This is a genomic window from Peptoniphilus grossensis ph5, assembly GCF_000311825.1.
Taxonomy (GTDB): Bacteria; Bacillota; Clostridia; order Tissierellales; family Peptoniphilaceae; genus Peptoniphilus_A; species Peptoniphilus_A hominis.
In genome coordinates this window covers 449,470-465,247 of sequence record NZ_HE978567.1, presented here as the reverse complement: position 1 = coordinate 465,247, position 15,778 = coordinate 449,470, and the positions used below count along the sequence as shown (strand labels likewise).

16 protein-coding genes and 1 pseudogene are annotated in these 15,778 nt (G+C 34.5%); 14 read left to right on the top strand and 3 right to left on the bottom strand.

Annotation, left to right across the window (positions count from 1 at the left end; genetic code table 11):
* The first annotated feature begins 12 nt into the window (after positions 1 to 12).
* The 5 genes and pseudogenes from HGPG_RS06485 (at position 13) to HGPG_RS06465 (ending at position 4,139) form a co-directional block, all read left to right on the top strand.
* A pseudogene (locus HGPG_RS06485) lies at positions 13 to 785 on the top strand (ABC transporter ATP-binding protein).
* Positions 769 to 2,751 carry an FtsX-like permease family protein gene (locus HGPG_RS06480; RefSeq protein WP_019125251.1) on the top strand — a complete coding sequence of 661 codons (1,983 nt, stop codon included), beginning with the start codon at positions 769 to 771 and terminating at the stop codon, positions 2,749 to 2,751. Before HGPG_RS06485 ends, HGPG_RS06480 begins: the two are co-directional and overlap by 17 nt.
* A gap of 56 nt (positions 2,752 to 2,807) precedes the next feature.
* Positions 2,808 to 3,032: a type II toxin-antitoxin system RelB family antitoxin gene (relB, locus tag HGPG_RS06475; protein ID WP_019125250.1), complete on the top strand. Its 225-nt coding sequence runs from the start codon at positions 2,808 to 2,810 to the stop codon at positions 3,030 to 3,032.
* 1 nt (position 3,033) lies between these two features.
* Positions 3,034 to 3,291: a type II toxin-antitoxin system RelE family toxin gene (locus HGPG_RS06470; protein WP_019125249.1), complete on the top strand. Its 258-nt coding sequence runs from the start codon at positions 3,034 to 3,036 to the stop codon at positions 3,289 to 3,291.
* 65 nt (positions 3,292 to 3,356) lie between these two features.
* Positions 3,357 to 4,139, top strand: a complete 783-nt coding sequence (locus HGPG_RS06465; protein WP_019125248.1) for an ADP-ribosylglycohydrolase family protein — start codon at positions 3,357 to 3,359, stop codon at positions 4,137 to 4,139.
* A 35-nt stretch (positions 4,140 to 4,174) separates the two neighbouring features.
* Here HGPG_RS06465 and HGPG_RS06460 read toward each other — a convergent pair whose 3' ends face one another.
* Both HGPG_RS06460 and HGPG_RS06455 read right to left on the bottom strand, forming a co-directional pair.
* Positions 4,175 to 4,732, bottom strand: a complete 558-nt coding sequence (locus HGPG_RS06460) for a chromate transporter (protein WP_019125247.1) — start codon at positions 4,730 to 4,732, stop codon at positions 4,175 to 4,177.
* Entirely contained in the window at positions 4,725 to 5,285 is a 561-nt protein-coding gene (locus HGPG_RS06455; RefSeq protein ID WP_019125246.1) for a chromate transporter, read from the bottom strand. The genes HGPG_RS06460 and HGPG_RS06455 overlap by 8 nt, the downstream gene beginning before the upstream one ends.
* A gap of 78 nt (positions 5,286 to 5,363) precedes the next feature.
* Here HGPG_RS06455 and proC point away from each other — a divergent pair, with 78 nt between their 5' ends.
* The 7 genes from proC to HGPG_RS06420 all read left to right on the top strand — a co-directional run bounded on the left by proC (position 5,364) and on the right by HGPG_RS06420 (position 12,986).
* Positions 5,364 to 6,128, top strand: coding sequence for a pyrroline-5-carboxylate reductase (gene proC, locus HGPG_RS06450; protein ID WP_019125245.1), 765 nt, complete (start codon positions 5,364 to 5,366; stop codon positions 6,126 to 6,128).
* Positions 6,129 to 6,137: 9 nt separating this feature from the next.
* Positions 6,138 to 6,704 (top strand): DJ-1 family glyoxalase III, encoded by a 567-nt coding sequence (locus tag HGPG_RS06445; protein WP_019125244.1) that lies wholly within the window; start codon positions 6,138 to 6,140, stop codon positions 6,702 to 6,704.
* A 236-nt stretch (positions 6,705 to 6,940) separates the two neighbouring features.
* Complete coding sequence (locus tag HGPG_RS06440) at positions 6,941 to 8,089, top strand: cation diffusion facilitator family transporter (RefSeq protein ID WP_019125243.1); 1,149 nt, start codon at positions 6,941 to 6,943, stop codon at positions 8,087 to 8,089.
* Between the two features lie 9 nt (positions 8,090 to 8,098).
* Positions 8,099 to 9,499: a Trk system potassium transporter TrkA gene (trkA, locus tag HGPG_RS06435; RefSeq protein ID WP_019125242.1), complete on the top strand. Its 1,401-nt coding sequence runs from the start codon at positions 8,099 to 8,101 to the stop codon at positions 9,497 to 9,499.
* The gene (locus HGPG_RS06430) at positions 9,489 to 10,943 is read left to right on the top strand and encodes a TrkH family potassium uptake protein (RefSeq protein ID WP_019125241.1); all 1,455 of its coding nucleotides are present in this window, start codon (positions 9,489 to 9,491) and stop codon (positions 10,941 to 10,943) included. Before trkA ends, HGPG_RS06430 begins: the two co-directional genes overlap by 11 nt.
* Positions 10,943 to 12,310 (top strand): NAD-binding protein, encoded by a 1,368-nt coding sequence (locus HGPG_RS06425; protein ID WP_019125240.1) that lies wholly within the window; start codon positions 10,943 to 10,945, stop codon positions 12,308 to 12,310. Before HGPG_RS06430 ends, HGPG_RS06425 begins: the two co-directional genes overlap by 1 nt.
* Before the next feature lie 4 nt (positions 12,311 to 12,314).
* Positions 12,315 to 12,986, top strand: a complete 672-nt coding sequence (locus HGPG_RS06420; RefSeq protein WP_019125239.1) for a uracil-DNA glycosylase — start codon at positions 12,315 to 12,317, stop codon at positions 12,984 to 12,986.
* On the opposite strand, the gene mnmH is transcribed toward HGPG_RS06420, so the two are convergent.
* Complete coding sequence (mnmH, locus tag HGPG_RS06415) at positions 12,979 to 14,004, bottom strand: tRNA 2-selenouridine(34) synthase MnmH (RefSeq protein ID WP_019125238.1); 1,026 nt, start codon at positions 14,002 to 14,004, stop codon at positions 12,979 to 12,981. The genes HGPG_RS06420 and mnmH overlap by 8 nt on opposite strands.
* A gap of 104 nt (positions 14,005 to 14,108) precedes the next feature.
* Here mnmH and HGPG_RS06410 point away from each other — a divergent pair, with 104 nt between their 5' ends.
* Entirely contained in the window at positions 14,109 to 14,882 is a 774-nt protein-coding gene (locus HGPG_RS06410; protein ID WP_019125237.1) for an alpha/beta hydrolase family protein, read from the top strand.
* On the top strand, positions 14,882 to 15,742 hold the full coding sequence (locus tag HGPG_RS06405) for a polyphosphate kinase 2 family protein (RefSeq protein ID WP_019125236.1): 861 nt from the start codon (positions 14,882 to 14,884) through the stop codon (positions 15,740 to 15,742). Before HGPG_RS06410 ends, HGPG_RS06405 begins: the two co-directional genes overlap by 1 nt.
* Positions 15,743 to 15,778: the final 36 nt, after the last annotated feature.

The window sequence follows — 15,778 nt, the reverse complement described above, 5'->3', positions numbered from 1 at the left end:
TTATGAAAGAGGTTGAAGATGTTAGAAGTTCAAAATATAAAAAAGATATACCGAAGTCGCTTTGGTAAAAATGACCTGGAGGCTTTAAAGTCAATTAATTTCACTGTTGAAGCAGGAGAATATATTGCCATAATGGGAGAATCTGGCAGTGGAAAGACAACTTTATTAAATATATTGGCACTACTTGACAGACCAACTTCTGGAAAAGTAATTTTAAGAGGCAAAGATTTACAAGAGATAAAGGACAGCCAAAGGGCAAAATTCAGAAGAGAAAATTTTGGATTTGTTTTTCAAGATTTTAACCTTCTTGACACCTTTACTGTTAAAGAAAATATTTTATTGCCCTTAGTATTAGCAGATGAAAAGGTCTCATCAATGGAAAAAAGTTATCAGAGATTGCAGCAAGACTAAATATTAATGATTTATTAAGTAAATATCCCTACGAAATAAGTGGTGGGCAAAGACAAAGAGTAGCAATCGCCAGGGCACTTATAACAAAACCAGAGATGCTTTTTGCAGATGAGCCTACAGGTGCACTTGATAGCAACAGTACGAGAGAACTTTTAAAAGTTTTTAAAGAATTAAATCTTGAGGGGCAGACTATTTTAATGGTTACACATTCTATTATGGCAGCATCTGAAGCAAATCGAGTTTTATTTATAAAAGATGGGGAGATTTATCATCAACTTTATAAAGGAAATTTAGAAAGTTTTGATATGCAAAAGAAAATTGCAGACACAATGCAAATGTTGCAAAGGAGTTATGAAGATGAAATCACTTTATAGGAACCTTGCGTTGTCTGGTATAAAGAGAAATAAAAATATTTTTATGCCCTTCATTGGAACTATAATTTTTCTCATTGTACTTAATTCAATTTGTTTAAGCCTTGTCTTAGATAAATCTCTTGCAGGAGCAAGTGGAATGGATACGATGAAGATAATTCTATTTTATGGAGTTGTAGTATTATCAATTTTTTCACTAATAATGCTATCTTCCGTGTACTCCTTTATTCAAAAGAGAAAGTTAAAGGAGCAAGGACTTTATTTAATACTTGGACTTGAGAAAAGACATCTGCGAATAATTTTATTTTGGGAAATAATTTTTATTATTATTTTTTCCATAATACCAGCAAGCATTTTTAGTCTTGTACTTTATAAATTGTCTCTAGGCATTTTTGTAAAGCTAATAAATATTCCTATAAATATATTTGAGGGTGGATTTTTTAACAATATTTTAGCAGTAGCCATCATAGCTTTAATATTTATTGCAATATTAATTTTTGTATTTGCAATTCAAATTATTAAGATGAGAAATTATTCTCCAATTGATTTAGTAAATGAGTCCAAGGCAGGAGAGAAGAAAAATAAATTTACAAAATTAATTGCTCTATTGGGGATAATTTTTATTGCGTCAGGTTATGCAATTAGTATTACAACAAAAAATCCAATGGAAGCATTTATAAAATTTTTCTTAGCAGTTTTGCTTGTTATAATAGGAACTTATTGTGCCTTTTCTGTTATTGTAAGTTTGATTTTAGAAATAATAAAAAATAAAAAAGATTTATATTACAAAAAAGATAATTTTTTTGCAATATCAGGGCTTTTGTATAGAGTGAAAAATAATTCAAGGTCCCTGGCAAGTATTGCTATACTTTCTACAGCTTTTACTGTAGTTTTAACTTCGGGAATAAGTTTATATGTAGGAATAGATGATGTAGTAAATAGATTATTTCCAGCAGATTATACTCTAGAGATAGAGGATAATCCTATAAGGATAGATAACTTAGAAGAATATAGAAATAAATTAAACAAATATCTTAATGAAAATGGATTTAATGTAAAGCCATTTACTACAATGGAATGGAATGTTCCACTTTTAAAGACAGAGAGTGGAGTAGAATCTTTAAAAAGTGAAGATATAGATAAGGCAGCATTTAAAAATAATTTAGTCGACCTACAAGTTATTTATACAAGAGATGGCAATTTAAAATTTGATGATGCAGATATACTGTATTTTGAAGACGAGGGAACAAAAGATTGGATAGGAGAATTAGATTATAAAGCAAAAAGCATAAGGGAAGAAGAAAATGACGTACCCATTGAGAATGTAATAAGTATATTTGAAAAGAATAAAATATTTGTAAAAGACTACAAAATTGCAGAAGAGATAATTAAAAAGTATGAAGTGAAAAATTCTAATATATTTAGCATAGAGCCATCAGTTAAGACAATGATTAATGGAGCAAATGAAGAAAACTTTGCAGAAAGTCTTAAAGAAAACATAGATAAGATAAAAGTAAGTGAAAATCAAAAAATAAAAGTCATAGATAGGGGCGAAACCAAGTTAGAATTTTTGAGAATGTATGGTGTAATATTTTTTGTTGGTTTAATACTTTCTTTAGCATTTTTAGTTACAATGGGGCTTTCAATATATTATAAAGAACTAACAGAGGGATATGAGGATGTAGAAAGATTTAGAATTTTAAAAAAGCTTGGTCTTGGAGATATTGAGGCAGAGAAAAGTATAAAGAAACAAATGGCTACACTTTTGTTTTTACCAATAATTTTTTGTATAGTTCACACATCTTTTGCATTTCCAAGCTTAAAAAATATGCTAATGATAATTGGGCTTATGAATATTCCATTATTTATAAAATCAATGATTTTTGTGATGTTGATTTATATAATTATTTATCTTGGTATATATAAATTCACAGAAAAAGTTTATGCAAAGATAGTTTTAGAAAAATGAAGCTTCTTCTTGATTTGTGTAACACAATGTAATACAATTCTCTTAGAGGTGATGGTATGAAAACTGTATCTGTAAGACTTAATGCTGAAGAGGAGAGGGCTTTTACTGCCTATGCTGATCTTATGGGCGAGCCTCTTTCTACTCTTTTTAAGAGATTGATGGAAGAGAAGCTTGAAGATGAGTTCGACATGAAGGTGGCTGAAGATTTTCTTGAAAAGGAAGCTAGAGGCGAAGTTGAATATATTACTCATGAAGAGTTGATGAAGGAACTAGACTTCTGATATGTATGATTTAATTTATGAAAAAAAATATTTAAAAAGTTTAAGAAAGTTAGATATACAAGCTCAAAAAATTATAACTAACTGGATAGAAAATAATTTGCTAAATTGTGAAGAGCCTAGGTTTTCTGGAAAACCCCTTACAGGAAATTTTAAGGGCCTTTGGCGTTATAGGATAGGGTCTTATAGGCTACTTGCAAAAATTGACGACGACAAATTAATGATTTTTGCCATTAACAGGAGACAAAGAAGAAATATTTAAAAAGTAAGATTTTTTTTGAGTCTTAGCTTTTGTTTTATGGAAAAATTTTTATGAAAGGAGTTTTTATGACTAAGTTAAGAGATGCCATATATGGCCTTGCTGTTGACGATGCCTTGGGTGTTCCCTTTGAATTTAAAGAGAGGGGAACTTTTATTTGCCAGGACATGGTTGGTTTTGGAACTTGGAATAAGGAAGCAGGCACTTGGTCTGATGACACCAGTATGACTCTTGCCACTTGCAAGTCCATTAAGGACAAGGGCAGGGTGGACATCGAAGACATAAGGAAAAATTTTAAGGCTTGGCTCTTTGATGATGACTTTACAGCTGATGGAAAAACCTTTGATGTTGGCGGCACAACTAGAGAAGCCCTTGTCTTAAATCGCGGCATGGATGATTTTTATTCCAATGGCAACGGATCACTAATGAGAATTTTGCCCCTTGCCTTTACTGATGTCAGCGATGAAGAAATCGAAAAAGTTTCTAGCATAACTCACGCACACGAAATTTCTAGGAAGGCTTGCCTTGACTATGTACACATAGGTAGAAAATTAATTGCTGGAGAAAAATTAGAAAGCTTGGGACTTGATGATTTAAAAAAGAAGTCAGAAGAGGAAATTAAATCCACTGGTTTTGTCCTTCACACCCTAGATGCATCTTTGTGGTGCCTTTTAAACACTAATAGTTATAGAGATGCAGTCCTTAAGGCTGTGAACCTTGGCGATGATACAGACACAACGGGGGCTGTAACTGGTGGACTTGCTGGAATAATTTATGGCTTTGATGAAATTCCAAGGGACTGGATAGACAAGTTAAAAAATAAAGACTTAATTGAAGATTGTTTATTTTAAAAAAATCCTCCTTAAATTACTAGGGAGGATTAATCTTAAATATAATTTAGTGCAAAATTGACGGCGATGCCAATGACTGCACCGAGACCTATTAACTTAAATAGGTCTATTTTTTTTAGGTATAAAAGAAAGCCAAGGACAAAAGAAATTAGGGCGGCAAGGCTCATGCCATCTAAGTTAATTCCCTTAGGAAAAACTGATGAACGAAATAGTTTTAAGGTAGTGATAAAAATTAAGGAAACAACTCCAGCCTTTATGCCAAGAAGGGAGTAGTCCATAATTTTAAATTTTTTATTCTTGCTAAAGAGAAAGTAGCCCAGGATCATCATGAGTATAAACTGTGGTAGGACGAGGCCAGTTGTGGCAACAATAGAGCCAACAATGCCGGCTACGCTTTGACCTACAAAGGTTGCAGAATTTATGGCAATGGGTCCTGGAGTCATTTGTGAAATTGAAATTAAGTCTATAAATTCTCTGGTGGATATCCAGGCATTTTCTTCCACTACATATTTTGATATGAGAGGGATTACTGCGTAGCCGCCACCAAAGGCAAAGCATCCAATTTTAAAGAAAATAAAAAACAAATCAAACATTTTTGTATCTCTCCATTACACTAAAATAAGAAATTCCTGCAAGGGCACAGAATAAAATAATAAGTCCTGTGTTAATATCTGTGAAGAATGCTACTAAGAAGACCAGAATAATCATAACAGCACTAAATCTTGGGTTCTTCTTGTAGGAAGATTTTCCCATGCGAAAAACTGTGATGAATAAAACTGCAGAGATTATTCCGCTAATGCCTTCAAGGGCAGAGTTTATAAAAAAATTACTTTTAAACTCTTGATAGAAATTTGAAATTACAGATAGAATTATTAGGCAGGGAAGGGATGATGCCACAAGACAAGTTATCGCCCCAAGAGGTCCCCTTAGGTAGTAGCCAGTTAAGACTGAACAAGAAATTGCCATGGCGCCAGGTCCGCCTTGGGATATGGCAACTATGTCCATCATTTCATCTTCGTCGATTAAATTTAAGTCTGATACAAAAATATCCTTTATGACAGGCACAATTGTGTAGCCGCCACCAAAGGTAATGGCATTTATTTTAAAAAATGTTAAAAATAATTTTAAGATTGAAATATTTTTCATTAAATCACCGCATTAATTATAGCACACAAATGAAAATTTAAGTAATATCGTGTATAATCTACTTAAGGAGTGATAGAGATGAAGATGGGAATAATAGGTCTTGGCAATATGGGTTCTGCCATGGCCCATGGTCTTTTAAATAATAATATAGAAACTTTTCTTTACGATAGGAGTGAGGAAAAGAAAGAAGCCTTTAAGGATTTTGAAAAGGCAAAAATAATGGATTCAGAAGTTGATGTAGTGAAAAATGCTGACGCAGTGATTTTAACAATTAAACCCTATGTCTATGACGAGGTCCTAGATAAAATTAAAAATGAAGTTAAAAATCAAATTATTATTTCAGTTACATCAAGCTACGATTTGAAAAAACTTGGAGAAAAACTTCCAGGCAAAAAATTTTTAATGGCAATGCCAAATACGCCTGCGAAAATTTTATCTTCAATGACGGGAATTTGTCCTGGTGAAAATATTTCTGAAGATGAACTAAGTGAACTCAGAAAAATATTATCTTCCTTTGGCGAAACTGAAATCGTGGAAGAAAAAAATATAAAAATTTATGAGGCAGTTTCTGGTTGCATGCCAGCCTATGTCTACATGTACATAGAAGCAGCAGCAGACGCAGCAGTGTCTCATGGAATGACTAGAGATATGGCATATAGGGTAATTTCACAAGCAGTGGCAGGCTCTGCCAAGATGGTAAGAGAGTCTGGTCTTCACCCAGGTGAGTTAAAGGACCAAGTTACTACACCTGCTGGCACAACTATTAAGGGCGTAAAATCTTTAGAAAGAGACGGTTTTAGATCTGCAATTATAAATGCAGTGGATTCTATTATGAATAAATAGGAGGTCGACATGAAAGATTTATTAGTATTTTTGGCAGATGGTTTTGAAGAAATTGAAGCGCTAACTATTGTAGATGTTTTGAGAAGGGCTGACTTAGTAGTTGATACAGTTTCAATAACAGACAGAAATGAAGTGAGAGGAGCTCACGATGTAAGAGTCCTTGCTGACAAAACTTTTGACGAAATAAACATTGAAGACTACAGGGCAATGTACATTCCAGGAGGACAACCTGGCGCAACAAATTTAATGAGGGACAAGAAAGTTGTTGAGTGCGCCAATGTATTTAACGACGACGAAAGAATTGTCACTGCCATTTGTGCAGGTCCACAAGTTCTTGATGCAGCAGGTCTTCTAAAGAGTGGAAAGTTCACTTGCTACCCAGGCGTTGAAGCTAGACTTAAGGTAGATAACCCCTTAGATGAAGCTGTTGTTGTGGAAGATAATATAATTACAGCCATGGGTCCTGCCCTTGCAATTTTACTTGGAGTAAAGCTGGTAGAAATTTTAGGCTCAAAGGAAAAGACAGAAGAAGTTTCAGAGGGACTACTTCTTCCTAAGCTTAAAAAATTTATTTAAGCTGCAAGTTAAAATTAAGGGACGAAAATAAATTAAAAAAATATTTTAAATGTACCAGAAAAATTTTGGTACATTTTTTTCGCAAAAATTTTTTAAAACTTTCAAATATAAAACTTTATCAAAAGCTAAAGTGTCTTCTTTTCCTTTTATTACTCATATTTCAGTGTTATAATAACTGTAACTAAAATAAATCTTTAAAGATGGGCGGATAGCCTGTTTTTATTTATGGAGGATTAATGTTAGCAAAGCTAATTTTAAAAAGAGGTCACAACGCCTATGGCTATGACAGGTCAAAAATTGCCAAGGAGACTTCCTTTCTTGGACTTATATCAAATATAATGGTAGCTCTTTTAAAAGTTATTTTATATACTTTTACAGGCTCTATTTCTATTTTGTCCGATGCAGTAAATAATATTACAGACTGCGTGAGCTCAATTATTTCAATTTTTGGCATAAAACTTGCTGCAAAGCCAAGAGATAGAGACCACCCCTATGGTCATGGCAGGCTTGAATATTTAATTTCACTTGTTGTAAGTGGAATCGTGCTTAGCGTTGGCTTTCAATTTTTGAGGACTTCTGTGGGAAAAATTCTTCACCCCGTAGAGATAAGTTATCCAAAATCTACAATAGTAGTTTTAATAATTACTGTTTTTATAAAATTTTGGCAAGCCTCATTTTATGCTCATGTGGCAAGGGCAATTGACTCAACAACCCTAAAGGCACAGGAGAAGGATTCACTTAGCGACACTCTTATAACTCTCGTTGTAATTGTCGCTATAGTTATAGAAAAGTTTACTGGAAAAATTTTAGATGGCTATGTGGGAGTTTTGGTTGCCCTATTTATTTTATACACTGCAATTTCTCTCATCTACGAAACAATTTCCATTATACTTGGCAAAGGCTTAAGTGAAGAGACTAAACACGAGATAAAGTCCAAGGTATCAACTTATGATGGAATATCCAATGTCCACAATATGATGGTGACAGACTTTGGACCGGACAATATTATAGTCTTAATTGATGCTGCCCTTGATTATAATTTGACACTGGAAGAGGCACACAATATAGTAGATAAGGTAGAAAGAGAAGTATCTGAACTTTTAGGCATAAAACTCATTATTCACGCTGACCCACTGGGCTCTAGTTCAGATATTATTAGATCAGTTTCTAAAGACCTCAAAAAAATTATTAGGGGTAGCTTAAATATTTATTCTTTTCACGACATAGTGCTTGAAGATAATAAAATTTACATCGACATTGATTACAATGCCGATGCTGTTTCCAATGCAAAGGAAAAGGACGCGCTGAAAAAGGAACTTATTGATAAATTAAAATCAATTTACAAGGATTATGATTTCGAAATAATTCTTGATGCGATTTTTTAGGAGGGGAATATGAAGGCTTTAGTTGTAGGTGCTGGAAAATTAGGTTATAGGCTTGCAGCTGCACTTATAGATGAAGATTACGAAGTAACTGTAGTAGATAATGATGAAGATGTAATTGAGCATATTTCCAACTCACTAGATGTCCTTAGCATATGTGCAAATGCACTAGACTTTGGCGTTTTGGAAGAGCTAGACATCTCTCTATTTGATTATGTAATTGCAACTACTACTAATGACGAGGCTAATGTAATACTTTGCACAATTTCAAAAAAACTTGGTGCTAAATATGCCATAGCCAGAGTCAGAGACCCAGAATACAGAAAGCATTTAGACTTTATATCTGAAGAATTAGAGATAGATAAAATTATAAACCCAGACAATGCCACTGCAAGGTCCATAGTAAAATACCTCATGAAAAGATACCAACTTTACTCCGACGAATTTGCAGGCGGAAAAGTTTCTCTTGTTGAATTTAACATTGGCAAGGACCCAAACTTTATTGGCAAGAGAATTATGGACATTGAAAATATTAACGACTTACTTATTTCAGCAATTTCAAGAAGTGGAGATGCAATAATACCAAATGGTCGTACAGTTCTTGAAGAAAATGATGTAATAATCTTGGCGGGCAAGTCAGAAAATATAGAAATTTTTGACAAAGAGCACACAGGTGTAAATAAGACAAAAACTCTTAGAAGCACAATGATTTTAGGCGGAGGAAAGACTGGCCTTTACCTAGCCATGCTTTTATTAAAGGAAAATATTCGCGTCACAATAGTTGAAATAAATAGAGAGAGATGTCTGGAGCTAAAGGAAATGGTTCCAGGTGCAGAGATAATTAATGGCGACGGAACAGATCTTGCCATTCTTGAAGAGGAAATGGTCCACACTTACGATGCCTTTGTAGCATCTACAGGTATTGACGAGGCAAATTTACTTATGAGTCTTGTGGCAAAGCAAACGGGGATTTATAAGTCTGTTGCAAAAATTTCCAGAACTAATTACGACAAGATTTTGGACAAATTAGACATTGATGCAGTTTTTAACACTGCTTATATAACTGCTGCAGAAATATTAAAGGAAATTAGGGGTAAGTCTTCCCTTTCACTTAATCTTCTCTTAAATGGACAAGTGGAATGTATTGAATTAATTATAAAGGAAAAGCACTTGGTTTGCGGCAAGGCACTTGAAAACTTAAATCTTCCTGAGGGAATTTTAATTATTGCAGTCATAAGGCATAATGAAATGTTAGTTCCTAATGGAAAGACAGTCCTTGAAGCAGGCGACAGAATTATTTTATTCTCAATGCACGAAGTTGCACCGAGAATGCAAAAGATTTTCTCCTCTGAAGGAAAAATTAAGGACGCAATAATGTCTTTTAAGAATCGAGGAAGAGTAGATGAATTATAAACTAATATCAAAAATACTGGGTTATATTTTATTAATAGAGACAGCCTTTATGGCACCATCACTCATACTTAGCTTAGTGGAGAAGGATGGAAGTGCCCCTGGTTTTTTAATCCCAATGGCAATAGCTATCCTATTGGGATTAATTTTAATTAACCTAAAAGTTAAAAGCAGATCACTTTCGCCAAGGGATGGAATCTTAATAGTAACAGCATCTTGGATATTGGTTTCTATTGTAGGGGCAATTCCACTTTTTATTGCAGCTAATATGACCTATGTAGATTCCTTTTTTGAAATTGTATCAGGTTTTACCACAACAGGTGCCACAGTTATATCAGGCATAGCGTCCTTCCCAAGGTCAGTTGTCCTTTGGAGATCTATCACCCACTGGATTGGCGGTATGGGAATACTTGTCTTTACAGTTGGTCTACTGCCAAAACTTGGCATAGGTGGTTTTCAAATCTTTAAGGCAGAGTCACCGGGACCAGTGGCAGGAAAGATTGAGTCCACAATTTCTCAATCATCAAAGAGACTTTATATTATCTACATTATTTTATCAGCGGCACTTTTTACCTGTTTAAAAATTGCAGGTATGCCAGTTTTTGACTCCTTTGTTCATACCTTTGGCGTACTTGGAACTGGAGGATTCTCATCTTACAACGACTCCTTCATGTCCTATGAGGGCAATGCAGTTCACTTTATCCTCGCCGTCTTTATGTTTTTAAGTGCCACAAACTTTACAATTTATTCTCTTATTTCGAGAAAAAAATTCAAGGAAGTTTTACAAAACGACGAGTTAAAACTTTGGATTTTAATAACTCTTGCTGCCATTTTTTTTATTACTCTTGATTTATACTCCAAGGGTTATCCATCACTTTTATTGGCCTTTAGAGATTCAGCCTTTCAAGTTACATCAATATCATCAACATCTGGTTTTGCCAATGCAGATTATGAATTGTGGCCAAGTTTTTCTAAATTTATTTTGCTAATCCTCATGATTTTTGGAGGCTGTGCAGGTTCCACAGGTGGTGGAATTAAAGTTACGAGAATTTCTATTTTGTTAAAATTAATCAAAAGGGAAATGAGAAAGGCGACACACCCAAAGGCAGTCCTTCCAATTATTGCCGATGGAAAGACCTTGTCCGATGAAGTTGTCCTTGGCATAAACGCCTATCTTGGGACTTACTTTGTTATAGCTTTAGCTTCCACTGCAGTAGTTACACTTTCTGGTGTAGATGTAATAACAGGATTTTCTTCTGTTGCAACTACACTTTCCAATGTGGGACCAGGCTTTGGCGACATTGGTCCAACAAAAAATTTTGCTTTTTATAATGACTTTTTTAAATTATATTTTAGTGCTCTCATGCTACTTGGAAGGCTTGAATTCTTTACTATTCTCGCACTATTCTCCAAGGGCAGAAGAAGAAAGGAAATTATTAAATTATAATGAAAATTTTAATTATCGGTTCAGGAAAAGTTGGCTCTACAATTGCAAATACTCTTAGCCTAGAAAAGTTCGACATAGATATAGTTGATAGAGATGAATTAAATTTTGGAAGTATCACCAACACTGTGACAAAAATAAAAGGCGATGTATTAGACGAAAATTTTATGTTAAATTTTGATTTAGAAAAATATGACTACGCAATTATAGCAACAGATAGCGACAAGACAAATTTAATAATGGCATCACTTTTTAAGGGTCTTGATGTAAAAATTATTTTGCGTCTTGACGAAATGGAAAATATTTCTGAAATTGGCATTATAAAAAATTCTCTAGCAAATGTTGTAAATATTTTTAACAGAAGCCTTGAGTCAGCAAAACTTGCCACAAAATTAATTGGCTCTTCAAATTATTATGAGGCAGATTATTTTGGCAAGGGCAAGATTGAAGTCACAGGCCACTACATTGACATGGACGAAGAGTTTGAAAATTTAAAGATAAAGGACATAGGCTCTCTTTCCACGATTTTAGTCGTTGGAATACTAAGAGAGGGAGACTTAATTGTGCCAGATGGCGAAACTACTTTAAAGAGCGGCGATTATATGTATCTCATGGGCCTTTCTTCTGACATAAGAAACTTCAAATACTCTCACTTTGAGATAAAGGAAAGGGAAGAAGTGCGCGATGTAGTCATTGCATCAGGTGATATGACCTTTAACAGAATGATTTCCAACCTTGAAAATATTAATTTAAAAATAATTGAACCCAATAGAGAAAAATTTGAAGACCTTAGAAGAAATCTTCCAAGAGCCTTTGTCGTCAATAAAAGTTTGAAGAATGACAAAATTTTTGAGGAAGAAAATATTTCAAGGGATGCAGTTTTTATTTCTATGACGGATTCTGACGAGTTAAACATAGTTCTTGGACTCTTGGCGAGAAGCCATGGCATTTCAAGAAATATAATAATTCAAGGTGACAATAATTACGACAGCATTTTAGAGAGCATGGGTATTTATAGGGTCATGGACCCAAAGGTCATTGTGGCAAATGAAATTATAAAAGCAATTAACACTGACATGAAGGTCTCAATAAATTATATGTTTGGCGGCAAGGCTCAAGTTTATGAAATAAAAATCCCCGACGACTTTTTATACATTGGCAAAAAATTATCTGAAATCAATCTTCACAAAGAAATTATTATTGGCGGAATAATCAGATACGACAACTCGGCAGTAATACCAAGGGGCAACACAAAAATCGAAAAGGGCGACAGACTTGTCATCTTCTCAACTAATGAAAGCAGAAAGGAATTGGAAGAGCTCATCGACCCAACATTGAAGAAAAGTATTTTTGATTTTTTCAGGAGGTGATTTTGTGAAGGAAATTTTTAAAAATGACTGGCAAGAAATATTGGAGGAAGAATTTGAAAAAGACTACTACAAGGACCTGAGAAAACTTTTAATAGAAGAGTACAGACATCATCAAATATTTCCACAAGCTCAGGATATTTTTAACGCCTTTCACTACACTTCTTACAAGGACTTAAAGGTCCTAATACTTGGTCAAGACCCCTATCACAATGTGGGTCAAGCCCATGGACTTGCCTTTTCTGTAAAAGATGGAGTGAAGATTCCACCTTCACTTAAAAATATTTATAAGGAATTAAATTCTGATTTAGGACTAGCCATACCAAAAACGGGCTACTTAAAGTCCTGGGCAGATGAGGGCATCATGCTCTTAAACACAACCCTAACTGTAAGGGCACATGAACCCATGAGCCATTCAAAAATCGGCTGGGAAATTTTTACCAACTCAGTTATAGAAAAAATTAGTGAAAAAAAAGAGCCTGTAGTTTACATACTCTGGGGCAATCATGCTAAGGCTCGCAAAAAATTTATAAATAATGAAAATCATCTCATAATAGAAGGCGTCCACCCATCACCACTTTCTGCCAACAGAGGTTTCTTTGGCTCAAGGCCCTTCTCCCGTGCCAATAAATTTTTATTGGAGAGAGGAGTTACGCCACCTTCATGGGAAGTTAAATAGAATTTTTAAAATTTAAAATATTTTTTATTACAGCAGAATCATTTGCCAAGTGCAAGTCATCCTTGCTGTAATTTTTTTTGTAGTGGGGGTCGTAATAATTTATTAGAAGATCTCTTATTAAAAAATCGTAGTCGCCCTCCTGGAATTTTTCTAAATATAATTTTTCCCTTTCAGGAGAAATAAATTTTTTGATTTCCAAAAGGGACTTATAAATTTCATCTCTATCTGATAAATTGTAGTCTCTCTTAATTCTTTTTATGCGACTATCTATAGGGTCTTCAATAATTATTTTTCTGCCAGAAGAAATTTTTTCAATTAAAGTTTTTGGCAGCTGAATATTTCCAATTTTTGAGCTTTCTCCTTCAGTGAAAATAATTTTTTCATCTTCACCGAATCCATTTAAGGTATCAAATAGTAGGGACTCAAAATATTTTTGGGAAGGCTGATGATCTAGTCCTATGCCACCAAAGTTTGAGCCTCTGTGGTTGGCAAGCTCTTCAAGGTCAAGGACAGGATAAGTACCTTTTAATTTATTTAAAATTTCAGTTTTTCCCACGCCAGTTTTGCCGCAGAGAACTATAAATTCCTTTTGAGAAATGGAAGAATCTAAATTTTCGCGTATATATTTTCTGTAGGACTTGTAGCCGCCAATTAATTTTTTTACATCAACATTTAAAGCTCTAAGAAAAGTAAAAAACACATTGGACCTATAGCCACCGCGAGAGCAGTAAAGGACTAGGTCGTCACAAGATTTTTTCAAATCAATAATTTTTTCGTAGTAGGCTGGGAGTTTGTCCTTGGCATAATTTATGCCCAGGTACTTTGCCTTCTCCACGCTTTCTTTTACATAAGTCCTTCCAACAACTTCTCTCTCATCATCCTCAAGTATGGGAAGGTTTATTGCCCCAGGAATTCTATAGTCGCAAAATTCTTTGGGGCTTCTCATGTCCACAAAGATAATTTTTTTGCCGCCTTTTATCATTTCATGAAGTTCTTCATAATTTAATTCGTATTTCAAAGTATCACCGCTAATAATATATCACTTAATGGGGGCGGTTAAAATAAAATATGGAAAAATTTTATTTTAAGAATATTTTGGATATAATGTAGGTGAGGTGTATTATGGAGTATTTAAAAATGAATTATTCAAATATAGACAAGGTAAAGATAGGCGATGTGCCTGCCCTTATAATTGAGCCAAGGGAAAAAACTAATAAGACCATAATTTTTTATCACGGTTGGGGCTCATGCATGAAAAATCAAATTTTTCGCGGCAATATTCTTGCCAGCTATGGCTATAGGGTAATCCTTCCTGAAGCAAGATATCACGGAGAGAGAAATGACATTGACCTGGATTACGAGGACAAGTCCATGGAGGCAAAATATATTTTAAGGGTCATTATGCACAATATTGAAGAGGCGCCCTCAATTTTTAATTTCGTGGAGGAAAAATATCCAGAAAGTCAAATTGCAGTGGGTGGTCACTCCATGGGAGCAATAACTGCTGGTGGTCTCTATGCCTTTAAAAAGGATTTGAAGATGGCATTTATCTTTAATGGAGTAAACAACTGGCAGGCCCTTGTTGATTCAGTAAATAAAATTAAGGACCAAGAAAAGATAGAGGAAGAAGAATTTAGAATCAATGAATTTTTCCTAGACATGGATCCCATGGCTAGCCCAGAAATTTTTAAGGACAGACCCATGGTTTTATACAACGGGAAAGATGACGATGTAATTGACCCAAGAGGGCAAGAGTCCTTTGCAAGGGAAATCGAAAAATTTTACAGCGACAAAAAACTTTTGGACTTTCAAATTTTTGACATGACTTCCCATCAAATCACGACGCAAATGCTGGAAGCAGCAATTATATTTTCAAAGGAGAGGGCGGGCTTCTAATGAATACTGAAAAATATTTAGTAAGTGAAAAGAAAAAATTAAACTTGTACGATGTGCCAACTTCCTACAATGGAAAACTACAAAAGGAAGAGGTAAAGGAAGTTTTAATTCCAGAAAATATTGCAAAGATGCGTGAATACCACGAAAGGCTTTACGCAGAAAACAATCAATCTCTACTCATAGTCCTTCAAGCCATGGACGCTGCAGGTAAGGACTCCCTCATAAAAAATATTATGACGGGAGTAAATCCACAGGGCACCAAGGTTGTTCCCTTTAAAAAGCCAAGTGACGGCGAACTAGACCACGATTATCTTTGGAGAGTTGCCAAGGAACTTCCTCCTCGTGGCGAAATTGGAATTTTCAACAGAAGTCATTACGAAGATGTCCTTGTGTCAAGAGTTCACAACCTAGTTCTAGATCAACCCTTCCCAAAAAACTTAGTCACTAAGGACATTTGGGAAAAGAGGTTTGAAGAGATTAATAATTTTGAAGACTATCTCTCCAACAATGGAACTACAATTGTAAAATTTTTCCTCCATGTTTCTAAAGAAGAACAAAAGAAGAGATTAATGGAGAGAATTGATAGGCCAGAAAAAAATTGGAAGTTCGCCTCCTCTGACATAACAGAGAGAAAATATTTTGACGACTACATGAAGGTCTATGCCGATATGCTTGTAAAAACATCTACAAAGAGAGCGCCATGGTATATTGTGCCAGCCGACAGAAAATGGTTCTCAAGGTACTTGGTGTCCGAAGTTATTGTGGAAAAACTAAGGGAAATGGATCCACAGTTTCCTGTGCTTTCAAAGGAAGAACTAGACAGCCTAGACAAGTGGAAAAAAATTTTAGAAGAAGATTAATAAGGGACCTCTTTACTAGTTGTAAAGAGGTTTTTT

Bases quoted from the DNA above. Each gene is read 5' to 3' on its own strand.
- HGPG_RS06480 (WP_019125251.1), top strand. From the start codon at position 769: ATGAAATCACTTTATAGGAACCTTGCGTTGTCTGGTATAAAGAGAAAT.
- relB (WP_019125250.1), top strand. From the start codon at position 2,808: ATGAAAACTGTATCTGTAAGACTTAATGCTGAAGAGGAGAGGGCTTTT.
- HGPG_RS06470 (WP_019125249.1), top strand. From the start codon at position 3,034: ATGTATGATTTAATTTATGAAAAAAAATATTTAAAAAGTTTAAGAAAG.
- HGPG_RS06465 (WP_019125248.1), top strand. From the start codon at position 3,357: ATGACTAAGTTAAGAGATGCCATATATGGCCTTGCTGTTGACGATGCC.
- HGPG_RS06460 (WP_019125247.1), bottom strand. From the start codon at position 4,732: ATGTTTGATTTGTTTTTTATTTTCTTTAAAATTGGATGCTTTGCCTTT.
- HGPG_RS06455 (WP_019125246.1), bottom strand. From the start codon at position 5,285: ATGAAAAATATTTCAATCTTAAAATTATTTTTAACATTTTTTAAAATA.
- proC (WP_019125245.1), top strand. From the start codon at position 5,364: ATGAAGATGGGAATAATAGGTCTTGGCAATATGGGTTCTGCCATGGCC.
- HGPG_RS06445 (WP_019125244.1), top strand. From the start codon at position 6,138: ATGAAAGATTTATTAGTATTTTTGGCAGATGGTTTTGAAGAAATTGAA.
- HGPG_RS06440 (WP_019125243.1), top strand. From the start codon at position 6,941: ATGTTAGCAAAGCTAATTTTAAAAAGAGGTCACAACGCCTATGGCTAT.
- trkA (WP_019125242.1), top strand. From the start codon at position 8,099: ATGAAGGCTTTAGTTGTAGGTGCTGGAAAATTAGGTTATAGGCTTGCA.
- HGPG_RS06430 (WP_019125241.1), top strand. From the start codon at position 9,489: ATGAATTATAAACTAATATCAAAAATACTGGGTTATATTTTATTAATA.
- HGPG_RS06425 (WP_019125240.1), top strand. From the start codon at position 10,943: ATGAAAATTTTAATTATCGGTTCAGGAAAAGTTGGCTCTACAATTGCA.
- HGPG_RS06410 (WP_019125237.1), top strand. From the start codon at position 14,109: ATGGAGTATTTAAAAATGAATTATTCAAATATAGACAAGGTAAAGATA.
- HGPG_RS06405 (WP_019125236.1), top strand. From the start codon at position 14,882: ATGAATACTGAAAAATATTTAGTAAGTGAAAAGAAAAAATTAAACTTG.